Here is a 22,474-nt window from a genome sequence, read left to right as displayed (position 1 = left end):
TCCGGCAAAGCCATTCGCGGGCGGAAAGCGCATCGATACGCCCTTCGGCGCGATCTACGCGCCGAACCTGACGCCGGGCCCCCCCCCCCGGGGGGGGGGCGGGGCCCCCCCCCCTGGGGGGGGGGGGGGGCCACCCCCTACCCCCCCCCCGGGCTAACCCGGGCGGGTCACTACTCCCACGGCGCGGGGGCCCCCGACACGATGGTCGGCGGTGCGGGCAACGACACCTACGGCATCGACGATCTGCTCGATGTCGCGATCGAGGCCCAGGACGAGGGCACCGACACCGTCGAGACCTTCCTGGCCGAGCTTTCCATCGCGAGCATGGCCAACGTCGAGAACCTCACCTACCGCGGCGTCGACGCCGACCAGTTCATCGGCACCGGCAACGCCGGCAACAACGTCATCACCGGCGGCGATCTGGCCGACACGCTGAGCGGTCTGGCGGGCAACGACACCCTGAACGGCGGTCTGGGCAACGATACGCTCGACGGCGGCGACGGCAACGATACCCTCAACGGCGGCGACGACGTCGACACGCTGACAGGTGGGCTCGGGGCCGACACCCTCAACGGCGGAGCCGGGGCCGACGTCATGGCCGGCGGCGCCGACAACGACATCTACGTCGTCGACGATGCCGCCGACGTGGTGACCGAACTTGCGGCCGGCGGCACCGACACGGTGCAGTCCTCGGTCTCATACACAGTCGGGGCCGAAGTCGAGAACCTGACGCTGACCGGAGGCGACGCCATCAACGGCAATGGCAACGCGCAGGCCAACACCATCGCCGGCAACGGCGCCAACAACCAGATCTTCGGCGGTGGTGGCAACGACACCATCGATGCCGGCAACGGTACCGACCTGGTCGACGGCGGTACTGGCGACGATACGCTGAGCGGAGGCACCGGCGGCGATACCGACACCATTATCGGCGGCGCCGGCAGCGACACCATCAACGTCAGCGATGGCAACGACGTGGTGGTCTACAACGCCGCCGGGTTCGGTGCCGATACCATCACCGGCTTCGACTCGACCGCGGCCGGGGGCCAGGACCTGATCAACCTCAGCGCCCTCGGCATCACGGCCGCCAACCTGGCGACGCGTGTTGTCGAGACCCAGGTGGGCGCCAATACCGTGCTCACGGTCAGGGATGCGTCCCTGGCGACGATCGGCACCATCCAGGTCAACAACACGACGACGGCCGCGATCGACGCGTCCGACTACGTCCTTGCGCAGGCCGCGCCGGCGCCGTTCGGCACGGCGAGCGCCAACGCCGACGTCATCACCGGCAACGGCGGTGCCAACCTCATCGACGGCCTCGGCGGCAACGATACGCTGAGCGGCGGCGGTGGCGACGATGTCATCCTCGGCGGCGAGGGCGCGGATACCCTCAACGGCGACGACGGCAACGACACGTTGACCGGTGGCACCGGCAGCAACAACGGCGCTTACGTCGACAGCTTCGGAGCCGCGTCGTATTCGAACAGCAACGGCACGCTCGCGTTCACGGGAAACTGGACCGAAGGCGGCGGCGAGACGACCAGCCCGACAGCAGGCGACATCTCGATCACCGGCGGCCGCCTTCAGTTCAATCAGGGCGTCGATGGCGGCGAGACGATCGAGCGCGCCGTCAACCTCGCCGGCGCGACCGCGGCGACGGTGTCGTTCACCTACGAGGACGACAATCTCAACGGCGGCCAGACCGTCATCGTCGAGGCACGGAATGTCAACACCAACGCCTGGGAGGTCTTGACCGGCGGAACGCTGGGAGGCGGTGCCAACGGCACCTTCAACTTCAGCGCCGCCCTGACGCCCGCCCAGATCGGCTCGAACTCGGCCATCCGCTTCCGGACTACCGGCGACGGCAACAACTGGGACAATGGCGACAACTTCTACGTCGACAATTTCACGGTCAACGTCACCGCGCCGGGCCTCAACGCCGGGGCAGACACGGTCAACGGCGGTGCGGGAGACGACACCATTGTCTGGAACGCCAATGCGACGGCGGTCCCGACCGATGGCCGCGACATCGTCAATGGCGGCACCGAAGGCACCGCGGGCGACACCTTCGTCATCAATGGCAACACCTCCAGCGAGGCCTACACGATCTATACGTTGGCCGCCTGGGATGCCGTTGCCGGCAACGACATCGCGAGCTTCGGCGGGCGTACGCCGGAAATCGTCGTCACAAGAGGCGGTTCGGCCTTCGCCAACGTGATCGCGGAACTGAGCGAGATCGAAGAGATCCGCATCAACGGCATCGAACCGACTGGAGCGACGGGCGGCGCGGGAGCAGGCGATACGTTCACGGTCGTCGGCGACTTCACCGCGACCAGCCTGCGCCTCAACACCATCACGATCGATAGCGACGAGGGCGACGACACGATCGACATTTCGGCCCTCACCTCGGCCCATCGCATCGTGTTCAAGTCCAACGGCGGCAACGACACCATCATCGGCGCCCTCCAGGCCGAGGACGTGATCGAGCTTCCGGAAGGGGCGGATCCGGCGACCTACCACCTGGTCGAGAACCAGGACGGCACCAAGACCATCTCGAACGGAACCCATTCGGTCACCTTCTCGGGCATGGTGCCGCCCCAGTTCGAACCCAATGAGCCGGACGAGGACGACGAGGAAGAAACCGAAACGCCGAACGAGGATGACGAGGCGCCAACGGCGGGCGGTGACGACGAAGAAGAGACCGAGACCGCAACCGACGGCGTGGTCCGGAACGGCACGGCGCAGTCCGATACGCTGGTCGGCACACCCGGCGACGACAGCATCGTCGCCTTCGCAGGAGACGACATCGCCGTCGGCCATGCTGGCGCCGATGCGATCTCGGCCGGCGAGGGGGCCGACTTCGTCAACGGCGGTGCTGGCCGGGACGTGATCTTCGCTGGCGCGGGCGACGACCACGTGTTCGCCGGAGCCGACGCGGACATCGTCTACGGCGATGCCGGGGCGGACCGCATCTTCGGCGATCAGGGCGACGACCTGATCAACGCCGGTGCGGGCGACGACACCGTGTTCGGCGGGGCCGGCAACGACCTGATCGTGGCCGAGATTGGCGATGGCAACGACGCCTATTTCGGCGACGAAGGCGCCGGTGGGTCGGGCACCGACACGCTCGACATGTCAGCGGCGAGCACGGCCGTCACCGTCAACCTGGGTTCCGGCCCGCTCGCGAACGGCAGCGCCTCGAGCTCGCAGACCGGCAACGACACGCTGTGGGGCATCGAGAATGTCACCACCGGCTCCGGCAACGACGTCATCGTCGCCGGCACCGCCGCCAACGTGATGAAAGGAGGGCTCGGCGACGACACCTTCCGCTTCAGCTCGGTGGAAGCGGCCAAGGGCGACACCATCGTCGGCTTCGAGCCGGGAGACCGCATCGACCTCAGCGGCATCGACGCGAACTACGCCGTCGACGGCAACCAGAGCTTCACACTGGTTTCCGATGCCGCGTTCACCGCGGCCGGGCAGCTCGCGGTGAGCTACGAGACTCACAACGGTCAGGAATTCACCGTCATCCAGGGCAACGTCGACGGCAACGCCGCCGCCGACTTCAAGATCGAGATCGCGGGCCACCAGAACCTCGGCTCCAACGTCACGCTCTAGCCTCACGACCCTATGCCGGAACGGGAGACCATCTTTCCGTTCCGGCCAGATTTCTGTTCCTCGCACCTGAGGGCATCCAAACAAATGGCTAAACCGAAAGAGCTCACACCCGCGAAGCGCCGGCGCCTGGCCGAGCTGACAAGGGGCTTCCGCAGCATCGTCCTGTTTCTGTTCGTGGTCTCCGGCATGATCAACGTGCTGGCGCTCACCGGCTCCGTCTACATGATGCAGATCTACGACCGCGCGCTGACCAGCGGCAGCATCCCCACCCTGGTGATGCTCTCGGTGCTCGCGATCGGGCTCTATCTATTCCAGGGTGCCTTCGACGTCGTCCGCTCCCAGGTGCTGGTGCGGGTTGGCGCCCGGATCGACCGCAAGATCGCGCCGCTGGCGCATCGCGTCGCCATCGACATGCCGCGTTTCGGCTTCTCCACCTCCGAAGCGCTGGAGCGCGGGCGGGACGTCGACACCGTCCGTGGCTTCCTCGGCAGCCAGGGCCCCTCGGCGTTGTTCGACCTGCCCTGGATGCCGATCTATCTGGCCTTCATCTACTTCCTTCATCCGATGCTCGGCGCGTTGACCTTCGCGGGCGCGCTCGTCCTCGTCGTGCTCACCGTGGTCAGCGAAGTCATGACCCGCCGTCTCATCGTGTCCACGCGCAAGGCGGCGACGGAACGCAACGGCATCGCCGACTGCAACGCGCGCAACGCCGAGGTGCTCAAGGCGATGGGCTTCGCAGGCCGCGCCGTCGGCCGCTTCAACGAGGCCAATGCCGAGCATCTCGATCTGCAGACGAAGGCCAACGACATCACCGGCGGGTTCGCCGCGGTTTCGCGTGTGCTACGCATGGTGCTGCAGTCGGCCCTGTTGGGGCTCGGCGCCTACCTCACCATCAAGGGTGAGCTTTCGGCTGGCGCCATCATCGCGGTCTCGGTCGCCTCGGCGCGCGCGCTGGCCCCCGTCGATCTCGCGATCGGCAACTGGAAGGCCTTCATCGCCGCGCGGATGGCCTACCAACGGCTGCGCGAGACCGTCATCGCGCTCGCCTCCGCCGACGAGCCGATGCGGCTGCCCGATCCGACCGCCCGTCTCTCCGTCGAGAAGATCACCGTGGCGGTCCCCGGGACCGGACAGGTGGTGCTGAGCGAAGTCGCCTTCGAGCTCGAGGCCGGCCAGGCGCTCGGCATCATCGGCCCCAGCGCCGGCGGCAAGACCACGCTGGTGCGCGCGCTGACCGGCATCTGGCCGGCGCTGCGCGGCAGCGTGCGGCTCGACGGCGCCGACCTGACCCAGTGGCGCGAGGACGACCTCGGCAGGCACATCGGCTATCTCCCCCAGGAGGTCGCGCTGATGGACACTACCATGGAGGAGAACATCTGTCGCCTCGAGCGCCAGCCCGACTCCCGCAAGGTGATCGCGGCCGCCAAGGCGGCCGGCGTCCACGAGATGATCGTCAGGCTGCCGGAGGGCTATCGCACCAGGTTGGGGCCGCAGGGCTGCGCGCTTTCCGCAGGTCAACGCCAGCGCATCGCGCTGGCGCGCGCGCTTTACGGCAATCCCTTCATGGTGGTGATGGACGAGCCCAACTCCAATCTCGACGGCGAGGGTGAGGCGGCGCTCACCGCGGCGATCGAGGGCATCCGCGCTCGCGGCGGCGTCGCCATCGTGATCGCGCACCGCCCGAGCGCGCTGGTGGCGGTCGATCTCGTCGCCATCGTCCAGGCCGGCCGCATGGTCGCCTTCGGCAAGAAGCAGGACATCATGACTCCTGTCCTGCAGCCTTCCGCGCTAACCCCGGCCGGCACGATTCCCGTAGAAGCCCAAATGCGGAGGCCTGCATGATCAACGTCCAGGCCACCCGCAAGTCCACCGTCGAGACTGCCCCCGGCCGCGAGGACTACGAAGAGAAGCAGGATCGCAGCCGCCGCTTCGTGCCGCTGATCTTCTTGCTCATCGTCGGATCCTGCACAGCCTACCTCAAGAGCTTCCTGCCAATGAAGCTGGGGGCCAGCGAGGACCGTGAAAAGGTCCGCGGCTCGGGCGAGGAGGAGAACCTGAAGGAGGACGCGCTCGCGGCGGCCGAGGAGCCCGCGGAGGAGCAGCCTGAGCCGCCCCGGTCGTCGGGCTGGACCGAGGAGGGCAGGATCGTCGCGCACGCCGAGGAGGAGCGCGCCGTAGGCGGCGGTGCGACCGATTTCAGCGCCCAGGCGCGCACCGACAAGCCCGAGCTGAACAACAAGGGGTCCGGCGCGAGTCCGAAGGTCGCCAACGACAACCACCGGCCTCGCCAGGAGGACTCCGGCTCCGGTGGTGGCAGTGGCGGTGGCGGAGGAGGTGGCGGCGGAGGAGGTGGCGGCGGCGACAGACCGCGCGACCCGCCGGCGCCGGATCACCGCAACCGCGCGCCCCGCGTCTCCGGCGCGGTGCATCTTCCCGACGTGGTGGCCTGCCACGGTCTGGCGATATCGATGGCGGCGCTGCTGGCCGGCGCCACCGATCCGGACGGCGACAATCTGACCGTGGTCGGCATCTTCTCCTCCTCCGGCTCCCTGGTCCGCACCGAGGACGGCTGGGAATTCGACCGCGCGCCGAACATGCTCGGCGAGGTCAAGCTGACCTACGCGATCAGCGACGGCTCCCACATCGTCATGCAGACAGCCTACTTCAATGTGGTTGAGGCGCCGCCCATCGTCGGGACCGAGAGCGACGACATCCTGCTCGGCACACAGTGCGCCGAAACCATCGCGGGACTCGGCGGAGACGACAACATCGACGCCAGAGGCGGCAACGACCGGATCTCGGGTGGGGCCGGCGACGACCATATTTTGGCGGGCGCGGGCCACGACGTGGTCTATGCGGGCGACGGCAACGACACCGTGTTCGCGGGCACGGGCAACGACGTGGTGTTCGGCGGCACCGGCGGCGACCGTCTGTGGGGCGACGAAGGCGACGACACCCTGCTGGGTGAGGAGGGAGACGACCACCTCGACGGCGGCGCGGGCCGCGACATTTTGCTGGCGGGAGCCGGCGACGACACCCTTGAGGGCGGTGACGGCCACGACCATCTCGACGGCGGCGAGGGCGCCGACCGGATGTCCGGCGGGAGCGGCAACGACATCATCGCCGACGGCGGCGGAAACGACGTCGCCACCGGCGGCGCGGGCAACGATATCGTAATGGCGGCCGCCGATGCCGCGGACGACGGCTTCGCCGGCGGCGCCGGCGTAGACACGCTGGACTATTCATCGGCTACGCGTTCGATCAGGGTGGATCTGGGCTCGGGTACCGCCTCCGGCACTGACATCGGCAACGACGCGATCGCGGAGTTCGAGATCGTCATCGGCGGCGCGGGCGACGATACCCTCACGGCCGCTGGATCGGCTTCGGCCTCGATCGACGGCGGCGGCGGAAACGACGTCGTGGCCGGGGGCGCCGGCGACGACACGCTGACCGGCGGGACTGGCAACGACACGATCTCGGACGGCGGCGGATCTGATACGGTCGCCGGCGAGGCCGGAAACGATCTGGTTCTCGCTGGGGCCGATGCCGCGGACGACAGCCTCGACGGCGGTGCCGGGACCGACACCCTCGACTATTCCTCGGCCATCAAGAAGATCGCCGTGAATCTCGCCTCGGGCCGAGCCTTCGGTGAGGATATCGGAGAGGACGCGATCGCAGAGTTCGAGATTGTCGTCGGCGGCGCGGGCGACGACGTCATGACGGGGAGTGCGGGAGCCGACACTCTCGCCGGCGGGGCCGGCAACGACATCATCGCCGACGGCGGCGGAGCCGACAAGGTGGACGGCGGCAGCGGCGACGACGTCGTGCTGGCGTCGGCCGACGGCACCGACGACGCCTATGATGGCAATTCGGGTCAGGACACCCTCGACTATTCGGCGACCACCGTCACCGTCACGATCGATCTGCGCAGCGGCACCGCCGTGGGACGTGAGATCGGCAAGGACCTGATCGATGGCTTCGAGGTGATCATCGCGGGCTCCGGTGACGACGTGATCATCGCCGGCAGCGGCGCGGTGGTCCTGACCGGCGGCGCCGGCGATGACTGCTTTCAGTTCCAGCGCGGTGATGACGGCGCTCAGCAGCAGGACGTGGTCAAGAAGATCACCGACTTCACAATCGGCGACAAGATCGTGGCCGCGACCTATCAGATTACGATCAAGGAAGGCTGCGACGCCGAGGAGCAAGTCGCTGACCTGTTTGAACAGATCTACCTCGACGAGAACCACGGCGGCCACAATCGCCAAGTGCGCTTCCGCTTCGAGGAACTCGCCGAGGGCAAGTACACCGCCATCGACGTCGATTACGGCAACGACGACGCAGACGGCATGACGATCGAAGTCGCCGGTCACCACCATCTGCAATTCTCGTCGATTCATTCCTGAGGTGAAGCCATGAAGCATGTCGCTGCATCTGAATTCGCCCGCTTGGAGCATCCGGCTATCGACGCGCCCCGCGAACGGCCGTTGCGGCTGTGGCCGCGCATCGTCGCCGGCCTCGTGCTGAGCGCGCTACTGGTCGCCGGTTGCGGCGGCTGGGCCGCCTGGGCGATGTTGGAGGGCGCGGTGGTCGCCGCCGGAACGGTCAAGGTCGACCAGAACCTCAAGGAGGTGCAGCACCGCGACGGCGGCATCGTCAAGACACTGTCGGTGCGCCAGGGCGACCAGGTTCGCGAAGGCCAGGTGCTGGCGACCCTCGATGACGTCCAGATCAAGGCCGAGCATCTGATCGTGCGCGCGCAGCTGGTCGAGGCGCTCGGGCGCCGCGCCCGCCTGGTGGCCGAACGCGACAACCTGACGTCCGTCGAGTTTCCCGGCGACATGCACGCGTTATTCCCTTCGACCGCCGGATCGGTGATCCACGGCGAGGCCCGTCTGTTCGCCGGCAACAAGACCGCGCGCGACAGCCAGAAGGAACAGCTCGAGCTCAGCATCGCCCAAACCGGCGAGGAGATCAGGGGCATGGCGGCCCGCCTCGCCGCCAAGGAGGAGGAAGGTAAGCTCGTCGGTGCCGAGCGCGAGAAGCTGCAGTCGCTCTTCGAGCGCAAGATCGTCGAGTACCAGCGCGTTTATACCTCCCAGCGCGACTACGCCCGCATCATGGGCGAGCAGGGCGAGATCCAGGCGAGCATCGCGCGCGCCAAGGTGAGGACCAGCGAGATCCGCGTGCAGATCATCGCCGTGGACCAGAACGCCTCGACCGAGGCCCAGAAGGACCTGCGCACAGTGGAGGCGCGCATCGCCGAGCTTCAGGAGCGCAAGCTCGCCGTCGAGGACCGGCTGTCGCGCACCGAGATACGTTCCCCGGCGTCCGGCTACATCAACGAACTGTTTGCCTACACGGTGGGCGGCGTCATCACCCCGGCGGCCAAGATCGCCACCGTGGTGCCGGAGAACGCCGACCTCAAGTTCGAGATTCGCATCTCGCCGGCCGACATCGACCAGGTGAGGGTTGGACAGCCGGCGCGCATCCGCCTCTCCGCCTTCAACCGCGCCACCACGCCGGAGCTGAAGGGCAAGGTCGCGATGGTGTCGCCGGCCTCGGCCCGGGATCCGTCCAACGGCCAGGAGCACTACATCGCCCACGTCCGCCTGCTTCCGGCCGAGGCGGACCTGATCCAGCACAAGGGACTGAAGCTCGTTCCCGGCATGCCGGCGGAGGTCTTCGTCTCGACCCAGGAGCGCACCGCGGCCTCCTATCTGGCCAAGCCCGTCATCGACCAGATGACACGCGCCTTTCGGGAGCGCTGAGGCATGACGAATTTCCCCGCCGACACACCGAGGAAGGCATCGACGCCGAGGTGGCCGCCGGGGTTCCTTACGTTAACCTTTCAGCGAAGGGGAGCGTCGGGAGCCGCGAACCGGCGACATTCGGCGGGGGTTCGGAGGCCTTCCGGCCCAGCACCGCAGCCCGGGCATCTTGCCACACCTCCGGAATATCCAAGGACGGATTCCACGAATTGGTATTTTCTTTCGGGCTCGGGGATTTTTCTTTCCTCGTGAATGCCTTGGAACCGTCGTTCTCCACCGGCGGAAGTTTTAATGATGGCTCTTTTGGGTGGGTTTGATGAGCGATATTACGATCGCGATTGTCGAGGACCAGCCTTTGATGATGACGGCCCTCACGACCTTTCTTTCGGCGTCGACCGATTTCAAGATCGTCGCCTTCGGCGTCACCGCCGCCGACATGATCCGGCTGGCCCGTTTCCATGTCCCCAGGCTGATGATTCTGAGCCCCTCCGTCCCCGACGAGACCTACGACGCCATCCGCACGATCCGCAACGTCCTGCCTGCGATCAAGATCGTCGCCTACACCTCCCAGCACGGCGTCGACCATGCCGTCCGGGCGCTCGACGCCGGCGCTCACGGCTACGTCCTCAAGCGCTCCTCGGCCGACGAGTTGATGGCCGCCGTCCGGGCCGTGCTGAAGGATGAGACCTATATTACCCAGGGCTTTGCGGTCCGGGTGATCGACGCGCTCCGCAACACCGACGTCCGCCACCGCGTCGCCGAGGCCATCAAGCTCAGTCAGCGCGAGGGGCAGATTGTCCGGCTGCTGCTGCGTGGCATGACGAACAAGGAAATCGCCGCGACGCTTCGCATCACCGAGAAGACGGTCAAGCACTACATGACCGAGCTGATGCAGAAGATGCAAGCCAGGAACAGGGTCGAGGTCATCATCGCCGCCCAGAGGATGTCCGAGTACCGACTCCAGTCGCTCGACGCCTGAAACAGGAAAAGGATTCGCGCTGCCCGCTCCGGCCGGTTTAGTCCTTCGCCCGAATCCTGTTCGTATCGCTCCCGGCAGCGGACACCTACCCTGCAGCGTCGGAACCGGAAATTCCGGGCCGAAGAAGGCGATATGCGCCGACAAGACCGAGCCCGATCGGAGATCCCGTTTTTCGTCTGGAAAACGGGATCTCTCTCTCGTATCGATCAAACTGCAGAAGTCTCGTTTGCTGGAGAAATAACGCGTTCGGTCCTGGTCGGGTTGCTATCCCGACGTTGCTGAACTGGCTGCCCGTTCGGGTGTAGATGCCCGTACCGGCGTTGAGCTTGATCGAATTCTGACGATCGATCGGCAGCGCGACAGTAAAACCCGTACGCATGGTCTCTTGTTCGTTGTCGCCCTTCTTGCCGTCTACGGTGGTGCGGAGGCTTCTGAAATAGGTGCCATCCAATGAAATCCATGCGCCGGAGAGTGAAACCCCAGCGCAGGAGCTAGGCCAAGGAAACCGTAAACTCGGAATGCCGTCTGGGGGAGCGTAGGTAGCGGTCTCCCGCTAACAATTCCCCCGAGGGGGATCCGAGCCTGCCATGGCGGGCTCATAGCTCAATGCCAGCAGACGATCGCCCTTAACCGCGACCATCCGCAACGGCATGTAGGTTAGCCAACCGCTTAAGTCACGAAGGGCGAAGTTCGCTCGGCAGTGGCGCGTCAGGCGTCGGCGATCAGTGAGGCGATGTCCTCGAGCGGACGCCGGCTGAAGTCCTTCGCGAGCTCCCCTAAGATCTTGTCTCTCAGGTCGCGATTGAAGTGCTTGCGCATCTCTCCCAGGATTCTGGGATCGGAGACGACGACCAAGTGTTCGATGGTTCCGTCAAGGCTGAGCTTGTTCAGGAAAGCCGCCGTCGCTGCCGCGAAGTCGTCCTCGACGAGCCGCCTCCCGTCGGGGTTGGCTGAGCCGGAACGATGCCGCGCACCCAAGCCCGAGTGGGCGGACTGAGGCGGAGCCGCCGTGATCTCGACCAAGTGGACCCCAGGTTTCACGCCTGTATTGTGGAACAGGCGGATCGTCTCGCCGTCAGCGACAGCTACTGTCGCACCGGTAGGCAGAATCATCGAAAGACCTCCCGTTCACGATCCCGCACTGACACGGCGGGCTATGTACTTGTCAGCCGGCGTGTTGCTGCGTCTCTTAAGCTCCCGGCACGGAACTCCTCAGAGCAGGGCAGTACAACGATCGCCGTAGGAAGCGGCGCGGCGCGCACGGCGATCTTGGCGGCCGAGAAGTCGGTGTGCTGGGGAACGCCTTCCCGCCGGTCGACGATCACTCGAAGATTGAGTCCTTGGCGGTCGAAAGGAAAATCACCTCTCGCTATGGAGTCGATAGCCGACCGTTATCGGAATGACTGAAAGACGCTTGGCGCCGCGGCGGGACTACGGCGCTTCCCTCTGGAGCACTCGCGCAAGCGGTCGCCGGAAGCCCCGCCTTTGCCGAAGCTTGTTCGAAGGCAGATGGAAGCTTCGGCCCGGATGCCTCGGTACTCGTCGCGACATTGGAAGCGCGCGCACCCTTCGCGATGTCGGGACGACCGGCGCAATGTTCCGCGGCGTTTGCCCGGCGTCGTCTCGACGCGGGTCGGCTACGTCAAGAACTTCGCCCACCGCAACCGCGCTACGCACGCGGCAGCGATGGAGATCGCGTCCGGTTCGACCAAGACGAGCTTCAGCGACCGGAAAGAGTTCTTCTGCCAGATTTCCCGCGCGCCGTGGTCCCCGCCCTTAGGGGAACGTCAGGCCGAATGCAGCCGGATCGGGCTGCTCGCCTTTCCGGGGGACCAAGAAGCGTTCCAACCCACCCGGCACGAAGCTGAGCAGCAGGGTCGCCTGGTCGCCGACCACCTCGATCGTATGCGGCACACCGCGGGGAAGAGCCGCGTAGGCGCCTGGTCCCACCTCGATACGGGCATCGCCGACCCGCGCGATTAGCTTCCCTTGCACCACGTATAGTAGCTCGTCCTCGCGCGTGTGGGTGTGTAGCGGCGGTTCTTCCCCGGCTCGCACCGTCCACAGGACAGTGCCATATTCGCCTCCGGACTGGCTGCTCTCCACCTTCATCTCGACGCTCGAGCCTCCGCTCGAGGTCACTGTCTCGCCGCCGTGCGGCACCGTGAGAACCGGCTTGTGAACTGACATTGTAACCTCCTGATTGCGCGTCGGATGAGCCCGGCACCGTGCAAGCATGGAATTCCGTGCGGCGAATTGGAAATGACGTCACGCCATGAAATCAATAGCTGCGCGTCATGATGGCGGTTCGCTTTCCGCATCGGACTCGCGTGCATCCGACGTTGACTGCTCGAGCAGCTCGGTCAGCATCCTGATGGCCTCCGTTGGCTTCAGGACTTCGCTCACGTAGCTGTTCGATCTTCTCATGCAGCAATCTGAGCTTCGCCCTACATTGATCCGGTAGTCGCTCCCTGCGGCTTTGCGATCGATATCTTGCTGCTTGTTCTGGCTTAGCATGATGATCAGCGCTGCGTTGCCGCCTGGGCGCGCGGCGTGCCGATAACGGTCGGCTATCGACTCCATGGCAAGAGGTGATTTTCCATTTTTCGGTGCTGGACCCAATCTTCGTGCCGTCGTCGCCCGCCCGCGTGTACAGGCCGAAGTTGGCGTACTGTTGGACGATCGCAGGCCAGGAGTTTCCCAGATGCTGATCAAATATTCATCCGACATTTCCTTTCCCGGCGAGGTCGAGAGCCCTCTGCCGGAGGATGTCGTCGTGCTTGCGGGCCGCGCCGGCGTCGCGCTTGGGGTGCAGCGCCCACTCGGCGTGAGAGTGCGGAGCGTCAGCGGTCACGGCAGCGGTGTGATCGCGTCCAGGCGCGTGGAGATTCCGGTCGTCGGGGGCTACGGCGAGATCTCCGGGGTCCTGTTCCGAACCGCCCCACGGTCAAGCACGCGCCGCGTGGCCTTCGCCCGCGGTTCGGAGGGGGAGAGGTCGATCGGGGACGTGGCGCAGTTCGTCGTCCACGACATCAACAACCTTCTCGCCGTGATCAGCGGCGGCCTGCGGCTGCTCGAGTGCCGGAGCGACGCCGCTTATCGAGAGGCGATCGTTGGCAAAATGCAGGAGGCGATTACGCGAGGCGTGTCGCTCAGCCGCCAGCTCCTCGATACTGCGCGACCATGCCGCAAGTCGATCGACGGCTTTGTCGCAGGCAGTCGTCTCGCAGCGATCGCGGGTACGCTTGACTGGGCGTTGCGCCCGGACATCACTGTCCGCACCGAGATCGCGCCTGACTTATGGACCTTCAATGCCGACCCGGAAGAGCTGTACTTTGCGCTCCTGAATCTCTGCCGAAACGCAGACGATGCCATGCCGGCCGGCGGCACGATCACCGTCGCGGCGCGGAATGTCGAGCCGTTTAGCGCGGACCGCGGGTTCATTGAGATTGTCGTCGCCGACGAGGGGGAGGGCATGTCTGAGGAGGTCCTGTCGCAGGCGTTCCTTCCGTACTTCACGACAAAGGCGGCTGGCGGCGGCAGCGGACTCGCGCAGGTTCGGCGCTTCGCCGAAGGGCGGAGCGGTGCGATCAGTATAGAGAGCGAGCGAGGTGGCGGCACGCTGGTCCGCCTCTGTCTCCCGCGTGTCGACGATGCGGGGGGCCGGAGCAGCTTTGTCGGTACGCGGATCACGCGCACGCCGTCATCCAAAACTCCCCGCGGTCAGTGACTACCGCGGTGTGGCGGGAAGGCCGGAGATGCGGAAAAGCGGGAACGCGCCCGCGGGGGCTTCCCATCCGGCGAATCACCGTGAATGCGACGTATGGTCGGGCCACTTCGACACCGAATCGACTACATCGCGGCACTCTAGGAACGAGATAAGACTATGTTTTCCGTGATTTTCGAAGCCCTCCCCCATAAAGGGAAGTGGGATAACTACCTCGACAACGCCAACATGCTGCGCCCCGAGCTGGAGCAGGTCGAGGGCTTCGTCGACAACATCCGCTACAAGAGCCTGACACGCGAGGGCTGGATCCTTTCGCTTTCGAACTGGCGGGACGAGAAGTCGCTCGTCCGTTGGCGCATCCGCATGCGCCATCACGAGGTCCAGCAGAAGGGCCGCGATGAAATACTCGCAGGCTACCACCTCCGCGTCGGTCAGATCACTGCCGACAATAAGGTGCCCGTGGGTTACGCCCTCAGGGAGCAGCGGCTCGATGAGACCGAAGTCGGGGAGGGGCTGACAGTCACGCTGATCAACGCGACGCGCCCCGCGGAGTGGAAGCAGACCGACAATCCGTACGACTGCGCGGAGTGGCTCGGACTGAACCCTTGGGCCGCCGACTTCACGTCCTGGGACATCTTCGAAGCAGTGCTCACGCCTGGCGACCTGATTCTGCTCATGTCCTGGAAGGACGCCGCCGCAGCGCAGGCTTACGAGGACGCTTCCGCGCCGGATGACAAGGCAAGGGTTCGTAGAGTGCGGATCGTGCGCGACTACGGGAAATACGACCGTCGCGAGGCACCTCAATACTTCGAAGATGCCAAGGGCGGCGAGACCCTCCATGCCTGACGCCGCTCCGTCGGGAAGGGCCATGCTGCCACGAGAGTTCGACTCTGGGTTCGCTATGCCGCCCAGTCTCGCGTTTAGCCAGGCTTGGTAAGAAACAGACGATTGGCGGTTGACGAATTATCGTTGAGGCTTGCTCCGCTAGCTGTCGCACGATTGATTTCTGCACTGACGAAGGTGACGAACATGGGTACGCGGCGGCGCCGCCGCCCGTTCGGTACTCGCCCATCTCGCATGCACTAACCTGGCTCTCAGAAACTCCTGAAAGCGTGTCCGTGCGTCCTAATCAATAGGCCGAGCCGTTCCAACCTGCGCAGGCAAGTCGCATCTACTTCCCATGATCGCGACGTGCCTGTCACGCCGTCGATTGCAAAGGCTTGTCTCTATCGACAGTCGCACCTTGACGGAGAACATAACAACCCATGGAGCTTCATCAGGTTCGCTACTTCCTCGCCGTCGCGTCCACGCTCAACTTCACCCGCGCGGCCGAGCAGTGCAATGTCACGCAGCCCGCGTTGACCAAGGGGGTGCAGAAGCTCGAGCAGGAACTCGGCGGCCAGTTGATCTACCGCGAACGCCAGCTCACCCAACTCACCGATCTTGGAAAGGAGGTCCTTCCGATGCTCGAGCGCACACTGGCCTCGGCAGAGGCGGTGCGTCGCCGAGCCCAGGAGTTCCAACGCAAGGACGTTGCGCCACTGAAGATCGGCCTTGCCCCCTCCATCTCGGCGTCGCTCGTCCTCGATCCGATCGCGGAGATCGCAAAGTTCGTTCCTGGACTTCACGTCGAGCTGCGCGAGGGCGCGGCGAAGAAGCTCGTCGACCTCTTGCTTGAGGGTGAGATCAACGTCGCAATGGTTGGGGACGTGCAGGATGTGCCCGCCCGCATCGATGACTGGTCGCTGTTCGAGGAGCGCTACGTTGTGGTTCTCGCGCCGACGCACCGGCTCGCAAATCGTCCCTCGATCGGCATCGACGACCTCCGCGAGACCATCTTGCTCGAACGCGCCGACTGCGACGTGGCCCCGAAGATCCAGAAATCGTATTTCCCCGAGAGCCCGCCCCAGCTTGGCCACTGCAGCGGTCACGACCTGCACCTGCAGCACATGGCCGCGGCCGGCCTTGGCGTGATGCTCGCGCCCGAGCACATGCCGCGCCTTCCGACGCTCAAGACCATCCCGCTCGAAGGCAACCTGGTTTCACGGGAGGTACGCCTACTGGCTGTGCAAGGGCGCCGCTACTCCCCGGCGCTGGACGCATTCGTCAAGGTCGCGCGGCTTCGCGACTGGTCGGTCGAAGCCCCCGACCGGGGCGTGCCGCACGCAGCGGTCCCGGTGGTGTCGAGGGCGCCCGCATGACCACGACACGCACGCCGACGGCCAGCCGCTTCCAGCCAATCGATCCTCAGCCCGATGACTCCCAACCGATGTTAAATCAAACCAACAAGACACTCGCCCGGATTCGCACCGAGTTGTTGACGACGTTCAGCGCTGCGGATTGGGAGTCATACAACCACCTCGTGCGCTGGCTCCGAGATACAGACGTGGCATCGCACGCTCTGAAGGTTGGAGATGACGCGCCGAGCTTCCTCCTGCCGGACGCTGATGGCCGTCTCCACTCCTCCGAACGGCTGCGCCGCAAAGGACCCCTCGTCCTGAGTTTCTTCCGAGGCGGCTGGTGTCCTTTCTGCACCGCTGAGCTTTGCGCCCTGCAGGCTGCAAAGGATGAGTTCGAGAGCATCGGTGCGACCCTCGCAGTGGTGACACCCGAGACGAGGGACTTCCCGCGGCAGCTCAAGCGGAGCCTAGGCTTGGACCTGAAGGTGCTCTCCGACGTCGACTATGGCGTTGCCATGTCGTATGGCGTGCTGTTCCGGGTGCCCGACGAGACCAAAGCGCACTATTCCGGGCTAGGATTCGACTTCGGCGCCCGGCACGGGTCACCGGAGTGGATGTTACCTATTCCCGCGACCTATGTGATTGACGCGGAAGGCCGGATCCGCAGCGCATTCGTCGAGCCGGACTTCACGATACGAGAGGAGCCGACGCAAATCCTGGCCTCGCTGCGCCAGGCCGCTTCCACGTCCGAGTGAGGGCAGTAGAAGGTGGGGAGCAATATCCGGGCAAACCTGGCGATGAGCCAGTTTGAAGTGCCCTTCGACGACCGCGCACTCGCAGTTGCCTACTACGACGTAAGACGGTCGGGTCGGCGCTCACAGCGCTCACGTACGACGATATCTTCTGCTTATCGAATACATGTCCAAAGAGAATTTCTAATTTTGTCGGCCGAGTCCGATCTTTAGGGCTGGCTAGGCCGAGCGCGCGGTTGGCCACACAGCGATTGAAGCAATGATTGAAGCCGTTTCACTGGATCAGAGTGCACAGCGCGCGAGCGGTAGAGGAGATCCCCATGAAACTATCGAGGATTATCGGCCTCGCTGTTGCCGTCTCCCTGGTCACCGGCGCCGTGGCAGCGCTCGCGCAGATCAACGGAGCGGCTCCGGCCGGCCCGACCGCGAACGTGGTAGACGGCGCTGGGCACCTGCGCGTGCCGGCGGACTACCGAACCCTCTACCAAGCGCTCGGCACCTGGGCGATTGCGGCTGAGAGCGGCCAGGGCTCGAATGAAATCCACGCCGTGTACGCATCCCCGGGGGTGATCGACGGCTACCGGAAGACGGGGCATTTTCCGGACGGCGCCGTTCTGGTGAAAGAAGTCTTCGCGACTTCGACCAACGAGATGACCACCGGCACGGTAAGCCACGCCGACAAGCTCAAGGGCTGGTTCGTCATGGTGAGAGACAGTAAGGGAACGCACCCCGGCAACCCGTTGTGGGGCGACGGGTGGGGATGGTCGTGGTTCGACGCGGACAAGCCGCTCAAAACCACCTCGACGGACTATCGTTCCGATTGCCAGGGGTGCCACCTGCCTGCCACGGCCACGGACTGGATTTATGTGAATGGATATCCCGTGCTGCGTCACTGACTGACGTTCAGAGTAAAAACGAGCGGATGGAGTTCGACGTGTCCCTCTCGGTCTATGACATCACGGTCCCTGTCATGGTGCACGGAGTGAACGTGATGGACGACTATCTCGACCACGCCCAAGCACTCGAGCGGACCAAGGGATATGAGCCTGGAAGGATCCTTGGCGAGCGGCTCGCGTCCGACATGCTGAGTTTCGGAGAGCAGATTTCTGTAAGCTGCAATAAGGTCGACGCCCACATGGCGAAGCTGATGCAGCGCGACGCGCCTGCTCCCCACAACACCCTCATGATGTACCCGGCACTGAAGGGGCGGCTCCTCGAGACGCGCGGCTTCCTGCAAAACGTGCGGCCGGACGAGATGGACAACGCGCAGTCCCGCACATACGAACTGACACCGCCTATCGTGCGCGGGTGGTTCGGTGGCGACGACTACATCCGGCACCTGGTGCTGCCCGACTTCTTCTTCCACATCGCGATTGCGCACGCGATCCTTCGGCACCTCGGAGCGAAGATCGGGAAGCGCGACTACCTCGGCAACCTCAGTCAGCAGAGCGGAGGTGACTACTCGTGAGCGGCAGGCGCGGTGCGCGACACGAGCCGAAGCCTTCAAGGTTCACGCCGGAAATTGCATACTGATGGGTGGCGTCGACGGTCTGACGGCGGCTCAGCGCCGCTGGTTAATGCTCTGCATCTTGCTTGGACTTGGTCTAAGTTCCCTCGGAAGCGCGATCGTGAATATCGCCTTGCCAAACATCTCGCGTTCATTCGCAAGCAGGGACGCCGCGACCGTTTGGGTCGTGAATGCCTATCAGCTTTCGGCAACGGTCTGCTTGTTGCCCGTTGCAAGTCTGGTCGAATCACTCGGTCTGAAGCGCGTTTATACCGCCGGCCTGGCTATTTTTGTTTTCGCGTCGTTGGGTTGCGCGTTCGCTCCAACATTGCCGATGCTGGTGAGTGCGCGCCTAATTCAGGGTGCCGGGGCAGCTGGAGTTTCTGTGGCCGGCATGGCATTTGTACGCGTGATTTATCCGCATCACATGGTCAGCAAGGGCTTCGCGTTAGTCGCATTAGCAGTGGCGATACCTGGAGCATTGGGCCCCACCATCGCGGCGGCAGTACTTGCCGTGGCAAAATGGCCCTGGTTGTTCTTGGTGAATGTGCCATTCGGCCTCACTGTTCCACTATTTATTGCTGCTGCACCACCAGACGTTCGGGTTGCGCGCTCTCTCGATCTGATCGGGACCGCTCTCAATGCGCTGGCGTTCGGGCTTTTCGTCGTCGGTGTCGGCACGCTGGGTACTGGCGATGGGCGCATTGCGACGGGAGAGATCGTGGCAGGTCTCTTCTGTCTCAGTCTCTTCGTTCGACAACAGCTCCGGCACCCTATGCCAATGTTGCCATTCGATCTTTTCCGTATACCTCTGTTTACCCTATCGGTGTGGACATCCGTCTGCTCCTATGCCGCACAAATTCTGGCTTACGTCTCCTTGCCGTTTCTATTTGAGACGAGGATGCATCTTTCGGCCGTGGAAACAGGTCTTCTTCTGACAACCTGGCCGTTCATGACTGCAGTCACGGCCCCAATTGCCGGCCGCTTGACGATCCGCCACCCCGCTTCGGTGATCTGCAGCATTGGTTTGGCGTTGTTGGCGGTCGGTTTGCTCCTGATGATCTTCTTGCCGACATCTCCGGCGAGATGGGATGTCGTATGGCGACTGGCTCTTTGCGGTATCGGCTTTGGTCTTTTTCAGACCCCGAACAACACGGCGATGATGACGGTTGGACCCGTAGGGCGCAGCGGGGCCGCAAGTGGGATGAATGCCTCGGCTCGCTACGTCGGATGGTCACTTGGTTCCGCGTTGGTCTCGCTGATCTTCGGCTTGGGCGGAGACCAAGGCGCCGTCTTCTGTCTGGTCGCCGGAATGGCCTTCGCTCTGACGGGAGTCGCTACCAGCAGCGCTCGTCGGTTCAGATAGCGTCCAAATGCGGGACGCAGCACCTCGTCGGAGGTCGTCCGGCGATATCTGCGCCATGTGCTCGCTGCTGCAGACAAACGTGGCTTGCGACAAGTCGCCGCAAAGCTCGTGGCTCGAGATCAACGATCAGCCATGACGCTCCGCTGAACACGGCTTCCGGTAAGTTCAGGGTGTCTGCCAGATTTAGTGAAGTATCGAATTCGGTTGAATTCCGTGCTTTCTAAGTTGCGTCCGCTTTCGCCATGACCGGTGTCAGGGTCATCGAGGCCGCAAAGGCGCCGCCGATCGAGGTCGCGGCGGCTATGGCGAGGCCGACTTCGTAGCCGGACGAGAAAGACGCGACGCCGGCGGCAAGTGCCACCCCGGCGAGCTGCGCAATCCGGCTCGCCGCATTGTTGATGCCGGAGGCGAGTCCTTCGTCGGCCTGATCCACACTCGACATGACCGACGCGGTGAGCGGCGCCACGAGCACAGCGAAGGACAGGCCCAGTAGGGTCATAGGTCCGATCACGCCGAGCATCAGGGATTCTTTCTCGCCAAGCGCCATCAGGATATAGGCGAGTGCCGCACCTAGCGGTCCCGCGATGAGCATGGCCCGCGCGCCAATCTTGTCTGCCAGCCGGCCGAAGAGATTTGACAAGAGCCCCACGCCAAGCGTGAAGGGTAGGAATGCGAGCCCAGCGTCGGTCGACGACAGGGCGCGGCGATCGATGAGCTCAAAGGGGAGCAGAAAGAACATGATCGAAACCCCCGCGTAGACCATCAGGGTGACAACGTTCAGCCCGAGGAAGGCGCGGTTCTCCGCCAAGCGAGGTGGCGTCATCGGGTGTTCGCTTCCGCGCTCCCAGAGCGCGTAGAAGGCGAGCCCGATAATGCCAAGCCCGGTGACAATCACGAGCACTGTGCCCGACGGGGCTGAAGCGTCCGCGGCGGCCTGAACTTCACCGCGGCCGATTTGGCTAAGCGCCCAGGCAAGCGCCCCGATCGCCGAAGCGAGGATCGCGGCGCCAATCACGTCGAATCCGCGCTGAATGCGACCATCCTTCGGCGCAAAGACCAGCAGAACTCCCACTGCCACGAGCGCGAGCGGCGGGTTGATCCAGAACACGGATGGCCAGCCAAAGGTCTCGGTGAGCCAGCCGCCCAGGACAGGACCTCCGGCGGTGGTGAGAGCCGACGCTGCGGCCCATACGCCGATCGCTCGGTTCCGCTCCGCGCGCGGATAGGTGGCCCCGATCAGGGCGAGGCTGGCGGGGGTAACGATCGCTGCGGCTACCCCCTGCGCGACGCGGGCAGCGATCAGCCAGGCGGGCGAAGGCGCCATCGCGCAAGCCGCGGATGTCAGACCGAACAGCACGCAACCGAACCAGAGCATGCGCGCCTTGCCATAAACATCCGCGAGGGCGCCGCCGATCAATGTCAGCGAGGCGAGCGCCAGCATATACCCGTTGAGAACCCATTGAACCGAGGCAAGGTCCGCCGCCAAATCTGAGCGCAATCTCGGTAACGCAACGGGCAACGCTGTCGCATCGATGAACGCCATCGAGGACGCGAGCACACAGGCCGCGAGTACCATGCGCCGGCACCGAGGCGGCGCTTCCCGACCGAGCTCTCGCGGGCAAGGTTCTGCGTCGATAACGCCGCGGCTGCATCCCTCTACAAACGGCTGCGCCTCGTTGCGACACGCTCGCCGTCTCTGGTTCGCAGGATTGGTCATTCGAGTCTTATTTCGGGTTGAAAGTGGTTCCGACAGCCGTCTCATACGGTGGCGGTCGGACCCCGGTGAAGGAAATTATCTCTCGCCATAAAATCGATAGATAATCGTTATTGCCTTGCCGCGCGGCGGCATGCCGTCGCGGCGTTCGCAACTTGCCTTGATTTACCAATGGCAGAGAAGACCGTCGCACCACTATTCCCCGCTGCAATGGAAACCATACATGCCGGCTATTGGAGAATGTTACTCCGCGCTGCCATCAATGGGTACCGCTCGCGGATTTTGTCGAGGGCTGGACAACTGAGATCGTGGAGGCGCCGTCCCATCTTCGCTTTCGGAACTACCCCATGGTCGCTGGCAAGCGATGCCGAACCGGCTTTTGTCGCTGGAACGTATCCAGCAAAGGAGCAAATAACTGAGGAGACAACTCACATGAAGGCAATCGCCGTAACGGACCAGGCCGCGGGAACGGCCGGGATGAAGCTGGTGGAGCGGCCCGAACCGCGGCCAGCGATAAACGACATCGTCGTTCAAGTTCATGCATCGGGCTTCACTTGGGATGAGCTGACGTGGCCCCCGATGTGGACCGATCGCCTCGATCGTGACCGAACACCGTCGATCCCTGGGCACGAGCTGGCCGGAGTCGTCACCGCTCTCGGTTATGGCACGACGGGATTGTCAGTGGGACAGCGGGTGTTCGGCCTGACGGACTGGTATCGCGACGGCACCTTGGCGGAGTATGTGGCCGTCGAGGCACGCAACCTTGCGCCGCTGCCGGGCGACGTCGACTTCACGGTGGGCGCGAGCCTGCCGATGCCGGGTCTGACTGCGTGGCAAGGACTGTTCGTGCACGGCCACCTTCA

General features: G+C 64.5%; 18 protein-coding genes. 13 read left to right on the top strand and 5 right to left on the bottom strand.

Annotation, left to right across the window (positions count from 1 at the left end):
• Positions 1-201 precede the first annotated feature (201 nt).
• The 5 genes from AC0L3X_RS42575 (at position 202) to AC0L3X_RS42555 (ending at position 10,365) form a co-directional block, all read left to right on the top strand.
• Positions 202-3,618 (top strand): beta strand repeat-containing protein, encoded by a 3,417-nt coding sequence (locus AC0L3X_RS42575; protein WP_473317426.1) that lies wholly within the window; start codon positions 202-204, stop codon positions 3,616-3,618.
• 84 nt (positions 3,619-3,702) lie between these two features.
• Entirely contained in the window at positions 3,703-5,460 is a 1,758-nt protein-coding gene (locus AC0L3X_RS42570) for a type I secretion system permease/ATPase (RefSeq protein WP_063981733.1), read from the top strand.
• On the top strand, positions 5,457-8,021 hold the full coding sequence (locus AC0L3X_RS42565; RefSeq protein WP_473317424.1) for a calcium-binding protein: 2,565 nt from the start codon (positions 5,457-5,459) through the stop codon (positions 8,019-8,021). The genes AC0L3X_RS42570 and AC0L3X_RS42565 overlap by 4 nt, the downstream gene beginning before the upstream one ends.
• 9 nt (positions 8,022-8,030) lie before the next feature.
• Positions 8,031-9,386 (top strand): HlyD family type I secretion periplasmic adaptor subunit, encoded by a 1,356-nt coding sequence (locus AC0L3X_RS42560; RefSeq protein ID WP_063981735.1) that lies wholly within the window; start codon positions 8,031-8,033, stop codon positions 9,384-9,386.
• 316 nt (positions 9,387-9,702) lie between these two features.
• Entirely contained in the window at positions 9,703-10,365 is a 663-nt protein-coding gene (locus tag AC0L3X_RS42555) for a LuxR C-terminal-related transcriptional regulator (protein ID WP_063981736.1), read from the top strand.
• Between the two features lie 85 nt (positions 10,366-10,450).
• Here AC0L3X_RS42555 and AC0L3X_RS42550 read toward each other — a convergent pair whose 3' ends face one another.
• From AC0L3X_RS42550 to AC0L3X_RS42535, 4 genes are all read right to left on the bottom strand, one after another.
• A complete protein-coding gene (locus AC0L3X_RS42550) occupies positions 10,451-10,816 on the bottom strand; it encodes a hypothetical protein (RefSeq protein ID WP_063981737.1) in 366 nt (121 codons plus the stop codon).
• A 257-nt stretch (positions 10,817-11,073) separates the two neighbouring features.
• Entirely contained in the window at positions 11,074-11,478 is a 405-nt protein-coding gene (locus AC0L3X_RS42545; RefSeq protein ID WP_063981738.1) for a baeRF12 domain-containing protein, read from the bottom strand.
• Between the two features lie 663 nt (positions 11,479-12,141).
• Complete coding sequence (locus tag AC0L3X_RS42540; protein ID WP_063986168.1) at positions 12,142-12,555, bottom strand: cupin domain-containing protein; 414 nt, start codon at positions 12,553-12,555, stop codon at positions 12,142-12,144.
• A gap of 105 nt (positions 12,556-12,660) precedes the next feature.
• Positions 12,661-13,095 carry a DUF1003 domain-containing protein gene (locus tag AC0L3X_RS42535; protein ID WP_245328573.1) on the bottom strand — a complete coding sequence of 145 codons (435 nt, stop codon included), beginning with the start codon at positions 13,093-13,095 and terminating at the stop codon, positions 12,661-12,663.
• Here AC0L3X_RS42535 and AC0L3X_RS42530 point away from each other — a divergent pair.
• The 7 genes from AC0L3X_RS42530 (at position 13,070) to AC0L3X_RS42500 (ending at position 19,897) form a co-directional block, all read left to right on the top strand.
• Positions 13,070-14,095 (top strand): ATP-binding protein, encoded by a 1,026-nt coding sequence (locus tag AC0L3X_RS42530; RefSeq protein WP_245328574.1) that lies wholly within the window; start codon positions 13,070-13,072, stop codon positions 14,093-14,095. The two genes, AC0L3X_RS42535 and AC0L3X_RS42530, sit on opposite strands and share 26 nt — an antisense overlap.
• Positions 14,096-14,251: 156 nt before the next feature.
• Complete coding sequence (locus AC0L3X_RS42525; RefSeq protein ID WP_063981740.1) at positions 14,252-14,938, top strand: antibiotic biosynthesis monooxygenase family protein; 687 nt, start codon at positions 14,252-14,254, stop codon at positions 14,936-14,938.
• Positions 14,939-15,357: 419 nt separating this feature from the next.
• A complete protein-coding gene (locus AC0L3X_RS42520; RefSeq protein WP_063981741.1) occupies positions 15,358-16,293 on the top strand; it encodes a LysR family transcriptional regulator in 936 nt (311 codons plus the stop codon).
• Entirely contained in the window at positions 16,290-17,027 is a 738-nt protein-coding gene (locus tag AC0L3X_RS42515) for a peroxiredoxin-like family protein (RefSeq protein WP_063981742.1), read from the top strand. Before AC0L3X_RS42520 ends, AC0L3X_RS42515 begins: the two co-directional genes overlap by 4 nt.
• Before the next feature lie 317 nt (positions 17,028-17,344).
• A complete protein-coding gene (locus tag AC0L3X_RS42510) occupies positions 17,345-17,920 on the top strand; it encodes a cytochrome P460 family protein (protein WP_063986170.1) in 576 nt (191 codons plus the stop codon).
• 38 nt (positions 17,921-17,958) lie between these two features.
• Positions 17,959-18,492, top strand: a complete 534-nt coding sequence (locus AC0L3X_RS42505) for a DUF1993 domain-containing protein (protein WP_063986171.1) — start codon at positions 17,959-17,961, stop codon at positions 18,490-18,492.
• A 64-nt stretch (positions 18,493-18,556) separates the two neighbouring features.
• Positions 18,557-19,897 carry an MFS transporter gene (locus AC0L3X_RS42500; RefSeq protein ID WP_063981743.1) on the top strand — a complete coding sequence of 447 codons (1,341 nt, stop codon included), beginning with the start codon at positions 18,557-18,559 and terminating at the stop codon, positions 19,895-19,897.
• A gap of 220 nt (positions 19,898-20,117) precedes the next feature.
• Here the strand turns inward: AC0L3X_RS42500 and AC0L3X_RS42495 are convergent, their stop codons facing one another.
• Positions 20,118-21,473, bottom strand: a complete 1,356-nt coding sequence (locus tag AC0L3X_RS42495; protein WP_063981744.1) for an MFS transporter — start codon at positions 21,471-21,473, stop codon at positions 20,118-20,120.
• Positions 21,474-22,043: 570 nt separating this feature from the next.
• Here AC0L3X_RS42495 and AC0L3X_RS42490 point away from each other — a divergent pair.
• Positions 22,044-22,474 (top strand): alcohol dehydrogenase catalytic domain-containing protein (locus tag AC0L3X_RS42490; RefSeq protein ID WP_473317422.1); only part of this gene is annotated, 431 nt, incomplete at its 3' end.

This window comes from Bradyrhizobium sp. MI1.7, assembly GCF_055811795.1.
Note: the sequence above shows the minus strand (reverse complement) of the source record. Positions and strands in the feature narration are given on the sequence as shown.